Genomic DNA, 16,730 nt, shown 5'->3' on the forward strand with positions numbered 1-16,730 from the left:
TACAGCGTTCCAGTGGCAGGCTCTTCGGCCTGCCGCTTTATGCACTGGCAACGAAGGAGAAGCTGTATGCAAGTCAACATCAGTGGACACCAACTGGAAGTGACCGAACCTCTGCGCACCTACATCAACGAAAAACTCGACCGATTAGAGCGCCATTTCGACAAGATCACCAACGTGCAGGTCACGATGTGCGTCGAAAAGCTGAAGCAGAAAATCGAAGCCACCTTGCATATTCCCGGCGGAGAAGTGGTTGCCAATGCCGAGCATGACGACATGTATGCCGCCATTGACCTGCTGACCGACAAGCTGGATCGCCAACTCAAAAAGCATAAGGAAAAGACCCAAAGCCTCCTCCAGGGCGCAACCGGTCGATAACCCCCCATTCCATGATCCGACTTGAAAGTATCCTGACCCCCGGCCGTTCCCTCGTGAACGTGCCGGGCGGCAGTAAAAAGAAAGCCCTCGAACAAATTGCCAACCTGATCGCCCGGGAAGTCCCGGATCTGGAGATGCAAGATGTCTTCGAGGCTCTGATTGCCCGTGAAAAACTGGGTTCCACCGGTTTTGGCAACGGCATCGCCATTCCGCATTGCCGCCTCAAGGGCTGCACTTCGCCCATCAGCGCGCTGATGCACCTTGAAGCCCCTATCGATTTCGACGCCATCGACGGCGCTCCCGTTGACCTGCTGTTTGTTTTGCTGGTGCCGGAAGCCGCGACCGATGCGCACCTGGAGTTGCTGCGCCAGATCGCGAGCATGCTGGATCGCAAGGATGTGCGCGATAAATTGCGCAGCGCTTCGAGCAACGAAGCCTTGTATCAGGTTGTCCTGGACGAGCAGAACGGGCACTAATCATGCGCTTGATCATCGTCAGCGGTCGCTCCGGCTCGGGCAAGAGTACCGCGCTGGATGTCCTTGAGGACAACGGCTATTACTGCATCGACAACCTGCCGGCAGGCTTGCTGCCGGAACTGGCTGAACGCGCGCTGATTCACACTGAACTGGCGCAGCCGCTGGTGGCCGTGTCGATCGATGCGCGCAACCTGCCGAGCCATCTGTCGCGTTTTCCCGAACTGCTTGAAGATGCCAGAAGCAAGCACATCCAGTGCGATGTGCTGTACCTGGACGCGGACGAGGAAACCCTGCTCAAGCGTTTTTCCGAGACCCGTCGTCGCCATCCGCTGAGTAACGCCAATCGCTCGCTGGCCGAAGCGATTCACGATGAAACCGCCCTCCTCGGTCCTATCGCCGACCTGGCCGACCTGAAAATAAACACCACCAACCTGAACCTGTACCAGTTGCGCGACACCATCAAGTTGCGCCTGCTCAATCAGCCGGAGCCCGGCACTGCCTTTCTGGTCGAATCATTCGGCTTCAAACGCGGCATGCCAGTCGATGCCGATCTGGTGTTCGACGTGCGCTGCCTGCCTAATCCTTACTGGAAGCCTGAGCTGCGTGAGCAATCCGGTCTGGATGCGCCCGTCGCCGAATATCTGGCGGCGCAGCCTGAGGTCGAAGAAATGTTCCAGGACATCTTCACCTACCTGCACAAATGGCTGCCGCGCTTCGCCGCGAGCAATCGCGCCTACGTCACCATTGCCATTGGCTGCACTGGCGGGCATCACCGCTCCGTCTACCTGACTGAACGGCTGGGTCAGGCCCTGCAGAAAACCCTGAAGAACGTCCAGGTTCGCCACCGCGACCTCACCTAAAGGATTCACACCGCGATGCCTGCTCTGGAAATCGAAATCATCAACAAACTGGGCCTGCATGCCCGCGCGTCGGCCAAGTTCGTGGGCGTGGCTGGGCAGTATCCGGATTGCAAGATCAGAGTGGGCCGCACCCCCGAAACCACGGTTGATGGCAAAAGCATCATGGCGATGATGATGCTGGCGGCTGGCAAGGGCACCAAAATCTATTTGAGCACTGAAGGGCATCAGGAACAGGAAGCGCTGGATGCGCTGGTGAAGTTGATCAACAACTACTTCGACGAAGGCGGTTGATACGCCAGTGAGGGAGCTTGCTCCCTCCCCCGTTTAACCCAACGCGGTATCCATCACCATCATCAAACAGAACCCGATCAGCAAGCCAAGACTGGCCAGCTTGTCATGACCATTGCGTCGCGACTCCGGGATGACTTCGTGAGTCACCACCAGCAACATCGCCCCGGCCGCCAGCGCCAACCCCAACGGCAACAACACCTGGGCCAGACTGACCAGCCACGCGCATAACAGGGCAAACACCGGCTCGACCAGGCCTGACGCCGCACCGATCAGGAATGCCTTGACCCGCGACATCCCCGCCCCGGCCAATACCAGCGCGATCACCAGACCTTCCGGCACATCCTGCAAAGCGATGCCCATGGCCAAGCTGTCCGCATCGGGCATGCCGCCGCCGGCAGACACGCCAACGGCCATGCCTTCAGGGATGTTATGGGCAATGATGGCGAAGACGAACAGCCAGATCCGCGGCGGAATCACCGGGTGATCGACAGTGCCGACAAGCATTTCCGGGGACGCGCCGGACACCTTGCGATCGACCAGATACAGCCCGAAAGCACCGAGCATGATGCCGAAGCAGATCAGCGAACTGGCGCCCCACGGCGTCATGCCCAGGTTTTCGGCGGCAGTAATGCCCGGCACGATCAGCGAAAACGCCGTCGCCGCCAGCATCACTCCAGCACCAAAGCCCAGCAAGGTGTCACTAAGCGCCTGAGGCATGCGCCGAATCACCAGCACCGGCACAGCCCCAAGCGCCGTGCCGAGGGCGCAGATCGCCCCGCCCTGCAACGCCCGTGACAGTCGCGGTTCGAGATTCAGCCATTCCAGCCCGTGGGCAACCAGCAACGTCATCCCCGCCAACAGCAATAGCGATCCCACTGCGTAACGAAACATACGCCCACTTCCGATCGCCAGTGTTTCAGTGCCCATAGTCAGCCTTGATTGTTTTTATAGAAGACTTAAACCAGTGCGGCCTGATAGCGCGCAGCCACTTCAGGCCAATTGATCACGTTGTAGAACGCATTGATGTATTCCGGGCGACGGTTCTGGTAGCGCAAGTAGTAGGCGTGTTCCCAGACGTCGAGACCGAGAATCGGCGTATTGCCGTTCATCAGCGGGCTGTCCTGGTTACCGCTGCTTTCCACGATCAGCTTCTTCTCGGGGGTCACGCTGAGCCAGGCCCAGCCGCTGCCGAAACGGGTCAGTGCAGCTTTGGTGAAGGCTTCCTTGAAGCTATCGAGACCACCGAGATGTTCATCGATGGCCTTGGCCAGCGCGCCATCCGGCTTGCCACCACCGTTGGGCACCATCACTTCCCAGAACAACGAATGATTAGCGTGACCGCCACCCTGGTTGATCACCGCTGCGCGGAGTTTTTCCGGCAGCTCCTTGACGCTGGCGACCAGTTTTTCCACCGGCCATTCGGCGTATTCGGTGCCCTCAACGGCCGCGTTGAGATTGTTGATGTAGGTCTGGTGATGCTTGGTGTAATGGATCTCCATGGTCTGCGCATCGATATGCGGTTCGAGGGCGTCGTAGGCGTAAGGCAAGGCAGGCAAGGTAAAAGCCATTTCAATGGACTCCATGGTGATGTGGGGCAGGCGCGCGGCGCGCATTGCCGGTATCCGGGTGCAGCAGACGCTGAGTGCGCGGGTATTCGCCGTGTTCGCTGATGAAATTCAGCAGCTCGACGTAGGTTTTGCTGCTCTGGCGCAGTGCCGCTTCACGCAGGGCCGGGCGCAGGCGCTCGTCCTGCATGGTCTGCAACAGCCGCTGATGGATGGCGCAAAGGTATTCCGCGCTCTCTTCCGGCTGATTCAGGCGCAGGTGCAAATCCGCCAGGTTGTGGTGGGAGATGACGCAGGCCGCCACCGCTTCGTCGGCATCCGCCCAGCGTTCGAACAACACTTGCGCCAGGGCCAGGGCTTGCAGGTACGCCTCACGGGCGTCGATCAGCTCGCCCAGCATGAAGCAGCGATTAGCCCGTTCGATCGTGCGTTTCCAGTGCTCCATGGTGAGCCTCCAAAGCGGTTGCGGTATTTACACGCCGCCGGCGGTGAGTTTCTCGGGATTGAGCAACTCTTCCAGTTGGCTGCGCGACAGATCGGTGTGTTCCAGAGCGACGTCGATTACCGCGCGGCCTTCCTTGTAGGCCTGCTTGGCAATCTCGGCGGCCTTCTGGTAACCGATGATCGGATTGAGCGCAGTGACCAGAATCGGGTTGCGCGACAACGCTTCTTTCAAGCGCGATTCATTGACCTTGAAGCTGGCGATGGCTTTGTCGCCGAGCAGGCGGCTGGAATTGGCCAGCAGTTCGATGCTGCTCAACAGGTTCTGCGCGATGATCGGCAGCATCACATTCAGCTCGAAGTTGCCCGACTGACCGGCGATGGTGATCACCGAATCGTTACCGATGACCTGAGCGGCAACCATCGCGGTGGCTTCCGGAATCACCGGATTGACCTTGCCCGGCATGATCGACGAGCCCGGTTGCAGGGCTTCGAGTTCGATTTCGCCGAGGCCGGCGAGCGGGCCTGAGTTCATCCAGCGCAGGTCGTTGGCGATTTTCATCAGCGATACGGCGGTGGCTTTGAGTTGGCCGGAGACGGCGACCGCAGTGTCTTGCGAGCCGATCAGCGCGAACAGATCCTTGCCCGGGGTGAATTGCACATCGGTCAGTTGGCTGAGCTGGCGGCTGAAACGAGCGGCGAACTCAGGATGTGCGTTGATTCCGGTGCCGACCGCCGTGCCGCCCTGTGCCAGCGATTGCAGACTTGGCAGCAGATCCTGCAGATGACCGATGTTGGCTTTGAGCTGCTGCGCCCAGCCGTTGAGCACCTGGCTCATGCGCACGGGCATCGCGTCCATCAAATGCGTGCGTCCGGTTTTGACATGGTGATGCACTTGCTCGGCTTTGCGCTCGATCACTTGCACCAGGTGCAGCAGCGCCGGCAATAGTTGTTCGTGCAGCGCCAGCGCGGCACTGACGTGGATGGTGGTCGGGATAATGTCGTTGCTGCTCTGGCCGCAGTTGACGTGATCGTTGGCGTTGACCGATTCGCCGAGCAGACGGCTGGCGAGGGTGGCGATCACTTCGTTGGCGTTCATATTGGAGCTGGTGCCGGAACCGGTCTGGAAGATATCCACTGGAAAATGCTGCATGAAATCGCCTTCGAGCAGACCTTGCGCGGCGTCGCTGATGGCTTTGCCTTGGGCAGCCGTGATCTGGTTGAGCTCGACGTTGGCCCGGGCAGCGGCGGCTTTGGCGAGGATCAGCGCGCGGATAAACTGCGTCGGCATCGGCTTGCCGCTGATCGGGAAGTTATCCACTGCGCGCTGGGTCTGCGCGCCGTAGAGAGCGTCCACCGGCACCTGCAGTTCGCCCATGCTGTCGCGCTCAATACGTGTCTGAGGGTCTGCCATCAGTTATTTCCTATGTCGCGTTGTGTATGAAAGCGGGCCAGGCAAGGCGCAGTCCGCTGGTAATGGTTTTTCCCTTGCCAAGGACTGCAACGCAGTCTGGCCCGCTTTCAGACACAACCCGGAGGGCCGCGCCTGCTGTTGCGCAGGGCTGCGTTGCTCGGAGCTTATTTGGAACGACCAAACCTCACTCCTCGCGCCTTGCACTGCGCAACAGCAGGCGCGGCGCGGCATAGGAAATAACTGATGGCAGACCCTACTCATCGGTAGATCCTTGGACTAATTCAATGAGAGGAATCGAGGGAAGCAGTTCGCAGGTGGCGAGCTGCCAGGTGTAGCGTTGCCAGCGCTTGAGCCGGCATTTGCACAGGGAGAGGCGCTCCATTTCACGTAGCGGGCGCCAGGCTTGATCGAGGCAGAGGCTGCGCCAGTGCCACGGCAGTGCGATGTCGGTGGCCGTGTCGAGCAGCAAACGGAAGGAGGTTTCGGCGACCGTCCAGGGTGACGTCGCGGTGCAACAGGACAAATAGCGGCCTTCGGCGAGGTAGTGTTCGATCAGGCGCGGCTCGTCAGGATCCATCGCGCAACGGATCTGGCGACTCATCCAGCGCCAGCTTTCGAGGTACGGCTGCTCGTGCAAGGCAGAACTCATGATCCGGGGCTCATCCGATAATGAGATTTATTATTAGATGATAATGAGAACCAAAACAAGAGCGCTGAGTCGTGCAGATTTTTTGTGGGAGCAAGCCTGCTCGCGAAGGCGTCCTGTCAGTCACCTTGGCGGTGAGCAGTTAAATCGCCTTCGCGAGCAGGCTCGCGCCCACATCGGCTCTGCGGGAAGCCAAATAAAAAAGGCGCGCCATCCGGGAGGATGGCGCGCCTTTTTCTGTGACGACCGGGCCTTAGCTGCCCGCGACGGTCATCCGCTCGATCAACACCGAACCCGTGTGGATATTGCTACGCAGTTCCAGATCATTACCCACAGCAACGATCTGCTTAAACATGTCGCGCATGTTGCCGGCGATGGTCACTTCCTGCACTGCGAACTGGATTTCACCGTTCTCGACCCAGAAACCCGCCGCGCCGCGCGAATAATCGCCAGTGACCATGTTCAGGCCATGGCCCATCAATTCGGTCACCAACAAGCCACGCCCCATACGCTTCAACAGCGCCGCCTGATCTTCATCACCATGGGTGACGAACAGGTTGTGCACGCCGCCAGCGTTGGCCGTGCTCGGCATGCCGAGTTTGCGCCCGGAGTACGTACCGAGAATGTACGAGACCAGCTCGCCCTTTTCGACGAACGGCTTGGCGTATGTCGCCAAACCATCACCGTCATACGAAGCGCTGCCCATGGCGCGCATCAGGTGCGGGCGTTCATCGATGGTCAGCCATTCCGGAAACAGCTTCTGTCCCAGCGTGCCTTCCAGGAAGGACGATTTGCGATACAGGCTGCCACCGGAAATCGCCGAAAGGAAACTGCCGAACAAACCGCCCGCCAGCTCGGCGGAAAACAGCACCGGCACTTCACAGGTCGGCACCGGACGCGCGCCCAATCGACTCGCGGCCCGTTGTGCAGCGCGCTGCCCAATGCTCACCGGATCGGCCAGCAACTCGCCTTGGCGGCTTACGTCGTACCAGTAATCGCGCTGCATCTGGCCATCGGCCTCGGCGATCATCACGCAACTCAGGCTGTGCCGGGTCGACGCATAGCCGCCGATGAAACCGTGGCTGTTGCCGTAAACGCGGCAGCCTTGATGGGTGCTGAGGGTGGTGCCATCGGCGTTCTTGATTCGCGCATCGGCGTCAAATGCAGCCGCCTCACAGAGTAATGCCTTCTCGATGGCCTGCTCCGGGGTGATGTCCCATTCGTGGAACAGATCGAAATCCTGTTGCTCGCGGGCCATCAGCGCCGCGTCAGCCAGGCCCGAAGCCTCGTCTTCCGAGGTGTGCTTGGCAATCGCCAGTGCGGCCGCGACCGTTTCGCGAATCGCATCAGGCCCGGTGGCCGAGGTGCTGGCCGAGCCTTTGCGCTGACCGACATAAAGCGTGATGCCAAAGCCCTGATCGCGGTTGAACTCGACCGTTTCGACCTCGCGCTGACGCACCGAAGTCGACAGGCCTTGCTCCAGCGACACCGCCACTTCGCAGGCACTGGCGCCCTGGCGCTTGGCTTCGGCGATGATCTGCTCGACTTGATCCTGCAGTGCCGGCAAAGCCTGCGGGCCGACGCTTTCAACTGCACTCATGCTCATCTCCACTCAAATTCTGCTTTCGGCTAGGGTCATCGAGCGACCGGGCCGGACAAGCGGCCCCCGACTGGTTATCATGGCGGCGTTTCTTTGCGGACTGCCACCATGGTTGATTCTTACGACGACTCCCTCGATACGGGAGAAAAAAGCAAATCTCAGGTCAAACGCGAGCTGCATGCTCTGGTTGACCTTGGCGAGCGCCTTACAACACTCAAGCCCGACTTGCAGGCAAAACTGCCATTGACCGACGCTTTGCGCCGGGCGCTGGCCGATGCGCCGAAGCACACCGCGAATATCGCGCGTAAACGGCACTTGCAGTTCATCGGCAAGCTGATGCGCGATCAGGACACTGACGCGATTCTCACGCTGCTCGATCAACTCGATGCCTCGACTCGTCAGTACAACGAGCGTTTCCATAATCTCGAACGCTGGCGTGACCGCTTGATCGCGGGCGACGACGCCGTGCTGGAAAAATTCGTCGTCGAGTACCCGGACGCCGATCGCCAGCAACTGCGTTCCCTGATCCGTCAGGCTCAGCACGAGGTTGCGCAAAACAAACCTCCTGCTTCCAGCCGTAAAATCTTCAAGTACATCCGTGAGCTGGACGATACTCAACGCGGCCTGCGTTGATACTCACCACCGGGTGGCCGCCGTGCGCGCCACCCGAAGCTCCATCTCTTCTTAAGCGCCCGTGCCACCCACGGTGATCGCATCGATTTTCAGCGTCGGCTGACCCACGCCTACCGGCACCGATTGCCCATCCTTGCCACACGTGCCCACGCCGCTGTCCAGCGCCAGATCGTTACCGACCATCGACACCCGACTCATCGCCTCAGGGCCGTTGCCGATCAACGTCGCGCCTTTGACTGGCGCGGTAATCTTGCCGTCTTCGATCAGGTACGCCTCGCTGGTGGAGAACACGAACTTGCCGCTGGTGATGTCGACCTGACCGCCGCCAAGGTTGGCGCAGTAGATGCCCTTCTTCACCGACGCGATGATTTCCGCCGGATCGCTTTCGCCGCCGAGCATGTAAGTGTTGGTCATGCGCGGCATCGGCAGGTGCGCATAGGACTCACGACGACCGTTACCGGTACGGGCCACGCCCATCAGGCGCGCATTGAGCTTGTCCTGCATGTAACCCTTGAGGACGCCGTTCTCGATCAGCGTGGTGCACTCGGTCGGGGTGCCTTCGTCATCGACGCTCAGCGAACCGCGACGACCGCTCAAGGTGCCGTCATCGACGATGGTGCAAAGTTTCGAGGCAACCATTTCGCCCATCCGCCCGCTATAGGCAGAACTGCCTTTGCGGTTGAAATCGCCTTCCAGACCGTGGCCGACCGCTTCGTGCAACAGCACGCCGGACCAGCCCGAACCCAGCACCACCGGCAACGTACCGGCCGGCGCCGGGATCGCTTCGAGATTCACCAGCGCCTGGCGCAGCGCTTCACGGGCGTAACCCATGGCGCGGTCTTCGGCGAGGAAATAACGGTAGTCGGTACGCCCGCCACCACCATGCCCGCCGCGCTCGCGACGGCCATTCTGCTCAACGATCACGCTGACATTGAAACGCACCAGCGGACGTACATCGGCTGCCAGACCGCCGTCGGTGGACGCCACCAGAATGCGTTCCCAGACACCGGCCATGCTCACGCTGACTTGCTGGATGCGCGGGTCGAGCGCACGGGTCGCGACGTCGATACGCTTGAGCAGCTCGACTTTCTCGGCGCGAGTCAGCACTTCCAGCGGGTTATCCGGCGCGTACAACTGGGCGACGTCTTGAGTGCTGAACGCCTGCACCGTACCGTTCTGCCCCGCACGGGAGATCGAACGTGCGGCACGCGCCGCAGCACCGAGGGCTTCGAGGGTGATCGCGTTGCTGTAGGCAAAACCGGTTTTCTCACCGGACTGCGCACGCACGCCCACACCTTGGTCGAGGTTAAAGCTGCCTTCTTTGACGATGCCGTCTTCCAGCGACCACGACTCGGAAATCTGCCCCTGGAAATACAGGTCGGCGGCATCGATGCCCGGGCCGGCGAGATCGCCGAGCACGCCTTGCAGGCTCTCGATCGTCACGCCACCGGGCGCCAGAAGATGATCACTGACTGAGGACAACAACTCGCTCATAGGTTTACGCCTTAAATTCGTGTTCTGAAGCAGGTCGCTGTGCGCCCTGCGAGAAAAACCGCCGATGGCTCACCACCGGCATCCGCGTCCTGATTGACGCTTGTTCATCGCTATCGCGGTCGGCCAACAACACCGCTTCGCCTTGATCCTGATGCGCCAGCACGCGGCCCCACGGGTCGACAATCGCCGCATGCCCGAAGGTTTCCCGCGGTCCCGGATGGGTCCCGCCCTGCGCTGCCGCCAGCACATAACACTGGGTTTCGATGGCCCGCGCACGAATCAATACATCCCAATGCGCTGCGCCGGTCACCGCGGTAAACGCCGACGGTGCGCTAATCAATTCAGCACCGGCGGCGCGCAATTCGCTGTAGAGCTCCGGAAAGCGCAGGTCGTAACACACGGTCAGACCCAGTTTGCCGACCGGCGTGTCCGCCACTACCACGCCACTGCCATAAGCATAGTCATCGGATTCGCGGTATCGACCGCGATTGTCCGCCACGTCGACATCGAACAGATGCAGCTTGTCATAGCGCGCAACGATCTCGCCGTGTTCATTGACCAACAACGAGCAGGCATTGGCCTTGGCCGTCGGCTGATCCAGCGGCGGCAACGGCAATGTGCCGGCCACTACCCATAACTTGAGGTCGCGGGCGGTCTGTTTCAACCATGGCAGGATCGGCCCTTCGCCCAAAGCTTCAGCACGGCCGATGGCAGCAACGTCGCGACGCCCCATGGCGGCGAAGTTTTCCGGCAGCACCGCTAGCTTCGCGCCGCCGGCCGCGGCCTGTTCGAGCAGGCGTCGGGCCTGAGCCAGATTGGCCAGCACGTCACTCTGGCTGACCATTTGAATCACCGCTAAAGACATGGCGAACTCCGCAAGAGGTATGCGGCCATGCTACTCCATCGGTTCAGGGCCTGGCTGTTCAAAAAGGCTTGCCGAAGGTGATTTTCGGCTCTTTCCACGGGCCTTTGACGGTGTATTTGACGCTGGCAAAGCGCGCCACACGATCACCGATCAACTTGTCGATCAGGAACAATGCGCCGCCAACCGCCGGAGCGCCCACGAGCAGCGCGGCAATCGGCAGGTTGTTGGTGACCGGCAAGGTCACCAGCAGCTTGGCGTCGACCTGTTCTGCGACCAGATCCAGCTTGCCATTGAGCTCAATGTTGCTCGACGGCCCGGTCAGACGAATCGGCTCTTTCGTATCGTAAACACCGTTGGTCGCCACGAGCAGGCCTTTAACCCGGTCGTAGCTCAGGCCTTTACCGAACAAATCGGAGAAATCGAGGCGCAAACGCCGGCCAATGGAATTGAAGTTGAGCAGACCGAACACCCGCAATGCCTGCGCACCGCCCTCCACTTCGACAAACTGGCCCTTGTTCAATGACGCATCGAGAGTGCCAGAGAAACGCTTGGTCGCCAGCCATGCCGGCGAGCCCGGCCAGCGGCCATCGACATCCATGTGGAATTCTTCGCTGGTCACGCTCGGCGCAAATCCCCAGCCCTTGAGCACGTCGGCGAGGTTCTTGCCGCCAATCCGCCCCTTGAACCAGCTATTGGTCGAGCCCGGTGCGCCTTCCCAGCCGCCATTGCCTTGCAGCAGGATGCCCTTGAGGCCCATGTCGAGATTATTCAGCGCGATGCCTTTGGCCGTTGGCCGCACTTTGAGCGACCAGCCACCGACCAGATCCTCGCCCTGAAACAGCTGATTAATGGTGATATCCAGCGCCGGAATCTTCGACGGGTCGACCGAAGCCAGCGGATCGGGGGCGTTCTCGTCCGCCTGCACCGTAGGGTCCGGCGCTGGCAGTTTCACGTATTGCAGATTCACCGCAATCGGCGTGGCTTTGGCGTCCGGCAGACTGGCCGTGCCTTTGACCTGCTGGCTGTCGAGCGCCAGATTCCACGCCGCCGGCTTGCGATTCAACTGCACCGAGGCCTGATCCAGCGTGGTGCCGAACGCCGTCAGCTTGCCGACCTTAACGTCTGCACTGCTGAGCAACTTGTTGGCGCTGCCACCCGGATCCTGCCCGGCGTATTGGCTGACCAGATCCTGCCACGGCGCCACGTCGAGCTCCGACAACACGCCGCGAATCCGCAGGCCCTTGGCCCCCGGCAGCACAGCCTCACCGGCACCGAGGAACAATTCGCCACGACCGTCGGCAAAATTGCTCGGCGGCGCGGCAAAAGTGAAGTTGGCCAGTTGATCGTAATTGACCCAGTAACGCCGCTCCTGCCCTTGCAAGGTCATGCGAAACACCGTGTCGCGCCCCGTCTCGGCAGTCATGCCGAACGGCGCAGGCAGATCGACCGCCACCCCCTTGAGACTGGAACTGACCATCAATTGGCTGTCCGCACCGTCGAGGTTGAGTTGCAACTGATACGGGATCGTCCCGGAAACCGGCAACGGCTGCGTCACGCCCAACCAATCGGTAAGTTTCTTCACCTCGACCTGCCCCGACGCCGCGACCCGGGTCTTGAGCTTGCCAGGGCTGCCATCGGCGAAAATCTGCGCTGTGACCGGTTTGTCAAAGGCGCGCGCGGCGATGTTCTGGCCGCTGAGCCCCTTGGCACTGTCGAAGCGGAAATCGCCCTTGAGCTGAGTCAGTTCCAGTTTCGGCTCGGCCAGTTTCAGCCGTGCGTTGGCGGTCTTGAAGTCGACGAGAATTTTCGGTTGATCGCCCTTGGCCAGCGGGATGTCCAGTTTGAGTTTGCCTTGCAGATCGCCGCCACCTTCCCAGCCGGCGAAGGTATCCGCCGTGCCGATCGGCGCGTCCTGAAGAATCTTCAGCCCGTCGCCCAAACCACCGGCAAACGCACCGTCGAGGAACATGTGAGTGTTCTGCCCGCTCGGCACATGGGGAATATTGACGAAGACATCACTGACCTGAGTGTCGAGCAACTGGCCTTTGTTGGCCCAGATGCGCACGCCGCTGTCTTCGATGAACACATCGCCACTGACCTTGCTGACATGCGGCCAGCCCGGTTGGAACGCCAGTTCGGCGTCATGCACTTTGAAAAACAGACTGATGCTGCGGTCGGCTTCGCCGGCATTCTTGTTCAGCGAACCCTGGTACTGGAAAAAACCCTGATCAACCGCACCCTTGAGAATCGCCGTACGCAGCCACTCGTCGAGTGCCGGGCTCAAGACCTCGGGCAAATATTTGGCGGTGTAGCGACCGTCGCCATCGACCAGACCGACCCGCAGGTCCATGTAGTCTTCCTGGCTATGGTCGAAATGCAGACGGATCAGGAAGTCACCGGCGATCTTGCCCTCCTCGCCCAGCACCTTCAGATACGGTGCGATCAGGGTGAAGCCGTCCTTGTCGAGCTTCCAGGTCAAGCGCGCGTTGGCCTGCAGGTATTGCCACGGTTTGGCGAAGATCGGGTCGAGGTGCAGGACGAAATCCTTGCTGTCCATGCGCAACTCGCCACCGTCGAGGTTACCGGTGAGACTGCCGCTGACATTCCGCGCCGCCGGAGCGCCGTGATAGGCGTCGAAGCCGACGGTTTCCAGGTTGGTGGCGAAACTGAACTTGTTGCCATCAGTGGCCGTAGGACGGAAATCCAGCAATACATTACGCAGCGTGCCCGTCACTTTCAGGTGATCCACCACCGTAGCGAAACTCTGAGGCAACGGCCCCAGCGCATTGAGCAGCGGCGTGATCGGGGTCAGATCAAGACGATCAGCCTGCAGGTGCCAAAGCTCTTCAACCTTGTCGGTAGCGCGAGTCTGCTTGAGCTGGATGTGTGACTCCCAGCGGTTATCGCCGAAGTTCATCGCCAGCGAATCAAGGGTCACCGACGCGCCATCGGCACTGTTCCGGTAATACGCGTTGAGGGCCAGATTGCTGAGCTGGATCGGCTTGCGCTCTGCGTAGGCGCCCGTGACTTGCGGTGCATTCAAGCGCAGCGCTGCGCTTTGCAGAGTGCCTTCACCCCAGTTCACCCAGAGCTCGCCGCCGGCCTTGATCTCGGAAAAATTCCATTGCTGGGTCAGCCGCTCAGGCAGCCATTTCGCCCAATCGCTTTGCGGCAGACTGGCGTAACCGTCGACGACGCTGTTCTGCCATTGGTCAGGACGCAGGCGCGTGCGCAGGCTCAGCGCGACCGGCTGACCATCCGGCAAGGTCAGGCGTGCATCAAGGCGTTGCCGACTGGCACCGGTTTGCAGATTGAGACCGACGTAGGTCAGGGTCATCGGCGCGTGATCCTGCGGCTGCAAGGTCACCTGGCTGTCGAGGACCGACAGTTGCTGAATCATCTGCGAGCGCTGGAACAGTTGCGCTGCATCGAGCGGCTTATCCTTCTGTACCGGCAAACCTTCCAGCGCCCAACTGCCGTCCTCGGCTTCCTTGAGGCTGATTTTCAGACCATTGAGTTCCAGATGCGCGATGCGCACTTCGCGGGCCAACAGGCTGGCCCACAGATCCGGCACCGCTCGCACGTGATCGAGGCGCAGGGCATTGGCACCGTCGCCGATCGTGACATCGTGCGCCAGCAGGATCGGCGCGAAACCGCTCCAGTTACCTTCCAGTTCGCCGATCTGCAACGGCATGCCAAGGGCGGTACTGGCTTTGTCTTCAATGTCGGCGCGATATTCGGCCACCAGCGGAGTCAGTTCGCGGCCGAGGCTGACGTACAACGCCATCAACACCAAAACCAACGCGCACAGGCCCAGCCCCCAGCGGGTGATTGCGGCCAAAATGCGTGTCAGACGATCCATGTCAGTTGGCTCCCATGGCAAAAATACTGCGAAAAGCTGAGGCCAGCCGCGGTGAAAAAGGTGTGACGCAGGGGTTCAGAGCAGCACCACGTCATATTGTTCCTGGGAATACATGGTTTCCACCTGGAAGCGTATGGTGCGGCCGATGAACCCTTCAAGTTCGGCAACGTTACCGGATTCTTCGTCAAGCAAACGGTCGACGACTTTCTGGTTCGCCAGCACTCGATAGCCCTCGGCCTGATAGGCGCGGGCCTCACGGAGAATCTCGCGGAAAATCTCGTAACAGATGGTTTCCGCAGTTTTCAATTTGCCGCGCCCCTGGCAACTGCTGCACGGCTCGCACAAGACCTGTTCAAGACTTTCGCGGGTGCGCTTGCGGGTCATCTGCACCAGGCCCAACTCGGTGATACCGATGATGTTGGTCTTGGCGTGATCGCGCTCAAGCTGTTTTTCCAGGGTGCGCAGGACCTGACGCTGATGCTCTTCATCTTCCATGTCGATGAAGTCGATGATGATGATCCCCCCGAGATTGCGCAGGCGCAGTTGCCGGGCAATCGCCGTAGCCGCTTCGAGGTTGGTCTTGAAGATGGTTTCCTCAAGATTGCGATGGCCAACGAAGGCGCCGGTGTTGACATCGATGGTGGTCATGGCTTCCGCCGGATCGACCACCAGATAACCGCCGGACTTCAGCGGCACCTTGCGCTCGAGGGCTTTCTGGATTTCGTCTTCGACGCCGTACAGATCGAAAATCGGACGCTCACCTGGATAGTGTTCCAGACGATCGGCGATTTCCGGCATCAGTTCGGCGACGAACTGCGTAGTTTTCTGGAAGGTTTCCCGGGAATCGATGCGGATTTTCTCGATTTTCGGATTGACCAGGTCACGCAATGTGCGCAGCGCCAGGCCGAGGTCTTCGTAAATCACGCTCGGCGCAGTGATGGTTTTGATCTGTTCGTTGATCTGGTCCCACAGGCGCCGCAGGTAGCGGATGTCCATGAGGATCTCGTCGGCGCCAGCGCCTTCGGCGGCGGTGCGCAAAATGAAACCGCCGGCCTCTTTGATCCCTTCCTTGGCCACGCAATCGCTGACGACTTGCTTGAGGCGTTCGCGCTCGGCTTCGTCTTCGATTTTCAGGGAAATGCCGACGTGGGCGGTGCGCGGCATGTACACCAGATAACGCGAAGGAATCGACAGTTGCGTAGTCAACCGTGCACCTTTGGAGCCGATCGGATCCTTGGTGACTTGCACCACCAGGCTCTGGCCTTCGTGCACCAGCGCACTGATGCTCTCCACGGCCGGACCTTCACGCAGGGAAATTTCGGCGGCGTGAATGAACGCGGCACGATCCAGGCCGATGTCGACAAATGCCGCCTGCATTCCCGGCAGCACCCGGACAATCTTGCCTTTATAGATGTTGCCGACGATCCCGCGTTTTTGCGTGCGCTCGACGTGGACTTCTTGCAGCACACCGTTTTCGACCACCGCCACGCGCGATTCCATCGGCGTGATGTTGATCAGAATCTCTTCACTCATGGCAGGATCTCGTTCAGGCATGTTCACGATAATGGCCGCATCTGGATGGGTACGACGCTTATTGCGCGTTCAGGTTTTGCCAACAGGGTATGCCGAAATGGCCCAACAGTTCTGCGGTTTCGCAAACAGGTAAGCCGACCACGGCCGAATAGCTGCCATTGAGCCCGGCGACGAACACCGCGCCGAGGCCTTGAATGCCATAACCGCCGGCCTTGTCGCAAGGTTCACCACTGGCCCAGTAGGCGGCGGCTTCTTCACGGCTGATCGGGCGAAACCGCACCAGACTGCGCACCACTCGCGACTCGCAGCGCTCGCCTTCGAGCACGGCGATGGCGGTCAGCACTTCATGCTCCTTGCCGGACAACATCATCAGCATGGCGCATGCATCGGCTTCGTCCACCGGTTTGCCGAGAATTTTGCCGTCGAGCACCACGGCAGTGTCGGCCCCCAGTACGCAGAATGGCTGATCGGACACGAGCGTGCGCCGACCGGCCTCGGCTTTGCCACGCGCAAGGCGTTCGACGTAGGCCAAGGGCGATTCTTCGGGGAGTGGGGTTTCGTCGATATCCGCGCTGATGGCGGAGAACGGAACGCCAATCTGCGTGAGCAATTCACGTCGACGCGGCGATCCGGAGGCGAGGTAAAGCGGCTTCATCAAAACATCTCCCTGTTCAG

Annotated in this window: 16 protein-coding genes; 5 read left to right on the plus strand and 11 right to left on the minus strand. The window is 60.4% G+C overall.

Annotated elements, in window-relative coordinates; translation table 11 throughout:
• Positions 1-66: 66 nt before the first annotated feature.
• Genes hpf through ACQ4OE_RS11160 form a run of 4 tightly spaced genes read left to right on the plus strand, consistent with a single transcriptional unit; the run spans position 67 to position 2,002 of the window.
• The gene (hpf, locus tag ACQ4OE_RS11145; protein ID WP_093435973.1) at positions 67-375 is read left to right on the plus strand and encodes a ribosome hibernation-promoting factor, HPF/YfiA family; all 309 of its coding nucleotides are present in this window, start codon (positions 67-69) and stop codon (positions 373-375) included.
• Between the two features lie 11 nt (positions 376-386).
• Positions 387-851: a PTS IIA-like nitrogen regulatory protein PtsN gene (gene ptsN, locus ACQ4OE_RS11150; RefSeq protein ID WP_122595149.1), complete on the plus strand. Its 465-nt coding sequence runs from the start codon at positions 387-389 to the stop codon at positions 849-851.
• Between the two features lie 2 nt (positions 852-853).
• On the plus strand, positions 854-1,711 hold the full coding sequence (gene rapZ / locus ACQ4OE_RS11155) for an RNase adapter RapZ (RefSeq protein ID WP_008085077.1): 858 nt from the start codon (positions 854-856) through the stop codon (positions 1,709-1,711).
• Positions 1,712-1,726: 15 nt separating this feature from the next.
• The gene (locus ACQ4OE_RS11160) at positions 1,727-2,002 is read left to right on the plus strand and encodes an HPr family phosphocarrier protein (protein WP_430946675.1); all 276 of its coding nucleotides are present in this window, start codon (positions 1,727-1,729) and stop codon (positions 2,000-2,002) included.
• A gap of 33 nt (positions 2,003-2,035) precedes the next feature.
• Here ACQ4OE_RS11160 and ACQ4OE_RS11165 read toward each other — a convergent pair whose 3' ends face one another.
• From ACQ4OE_RS11165 to pmbA, 6 genes are all read right to left on the minus strand, one after another.
• Positions 2,036-2,929: a ZIP family metal transporter gene (locus tag ACQ4OE_RS11165; RefSeq protein WP_122595151.1), complete on the minus strand. Its 894-nt coding sequence runs from the start codon at positions 2,927-2,929 to the stop codon at positions 2,036-2,038.
• Positions 2,930-2,958: 29 nt separating this feature from the next.
• Entirely contained in the window at positions 2,959-3,570 is a 612-nt protein-coding gene (locus ACQ4OE_RS11170; RefSeq protein WP_122595152.1) for a superoxide dismutase, read from the minus strand.
• A 1-nt stretch (position 3,571) separates the two neighbouring features.
• Positions 3,572-4,012 carry a hypothetical protein gene (locus tag ACQ4OE_RS11175; protein WP_007953590.1) on the minus strand — a complete coding sequence of 147 codons (441 nt, stop codon included), beginning with the start codon at positions 4,010-4,012 and terminating at the stop codon, positions 3,572-3,574.
• A gap of 27 nt (positions 4,013-4,039) precedes the next feature.
• On the minus strand, positions 4,040-5,422 hold the full coding sequence (locus tag ACQ4OE_RS11180) for a class II fumarate hydratase (protein WP_430946676.1): 1,383 nt from the start codon (positions 5,420-5,422) through the stop codon (positions 4,040-4,042).
• A gap of 253 nt (positions 5,423-5,675) precedes the next feature.
• The gene (locus ACQ4OE_RS11185) at positions 5,676-6,071 is read right to left on the minus strand and encodes a FagA protein (RefSeq protein ID WP_122595154.1); all 396 of its coding nucleotides are present in this window, start codon (positions 6,069-6,071) and stop codon (positions 5,676-5,678) included.
• A 250-nt stretch (positions 6,072-6,321) separates the two neighbouring features.
• Positions 6,322-7,668, minus strand: a complete 1,347-nt coding sequence (gene pmbA, locus ACQ4OE_RS11190; RefSeq protein WP_430946677.1) for a metalloprotease PmbA — start codon at positions 7,666-7,668, stop codon at positions 6,322-6,324.
• Positions 7,669-7,776: 108 nt separating this feature from the next.
• Between pmbA and yjgA the strand changes: the two genes are divergently transcribed.
• Positions 7,777-8,301: a ribosome biogenesis factor YjgA gene (yjgA, locus tag ACQ4OE_RS11195; protein ID WP_025109468.1), complete on the plus strand. Its 525-nt coding sequence runs from the start codon at positions 7,777-7,779 to the stop codon at positions 8,299-8,301.
• Positions 8,302-8,352: 51 nt separating this feature from the next.
• On the opposite strand, the gene tldD is transcribed toward yjgA, so the two are convergent.
• From tldD to ACQ4OE_RS11220, 5 genes are all read right to left on the minus strand, one after another.
• Positions 8,353-9,795, minus strand: coding sequence for a metalloprotease TldD (gene tldD / locus ACQ4OE_RS11200; RefSeq protein WP_430946678.1), 1,443 nt, complete (start codon positions 9,793-9,795; stop codon positions 8,353-8,355).
• 4 nt (positions 9,796-9,799) lie between these two features.
• Entirely contained in the window at positions 9,800-10,660 is an 861-nt protein-coding gene (locus tag ACQ4OE_RS11205; protein ID WP_430946679.1) for a carbon-nitrogen hydrolase family protein, read from the minus strand.
• Between the two features lie 58 nt (positions 10,661-10,718).
• Complete coding sequence (locus tag ACQ4OE_RS11210; protein WP_430946680.1) at positions 10,719-14,522, minus strand: YhdP family protein; 3,804 nt, start codon at positions 14,520-14,522, stop codon at positions 10,719-10,721.
• Between the two features lie 75 nt (positions 14,523-14,597).
• The gene (gene rng, locus ACQ4OE_RS11215) at positions 14,598-16,055 is read right to left on the minus strand and encodes a ribonuclease G (RefSeq protein WP_122595159.1); all 1,458 of its coding nucleotides are present in this window, start codon (positions 16,053-16,055) and stop codon (positions 14,598-14,600) included.
• A gap of 58 nt (positions 16,056-16,113) precedes the next feature.
• On the minus strand, positions 16,114-16,710 hold the full coding sequence (locus ACQ4OE_RS11220) for a Maf family protein (RefSeq protein ID WP_430946681.1): 597 nt from the start codon (positions 16,708-16,710) through the stop codon (positions 16,114-16,116).
• Positions 16,711-16,730 lie beyond the last annotated feature (20 nt).

It is taken from the genome of Pseudomonas sp. WC2 (assembly GCF_050586545.1).
Classification (GTDB): domain Bacteria; phylum Pseudomonadota; class Gammaproteobacteria; order Pseudomonadales; family Pseudomonadaceae; genus Aquipseudomonas.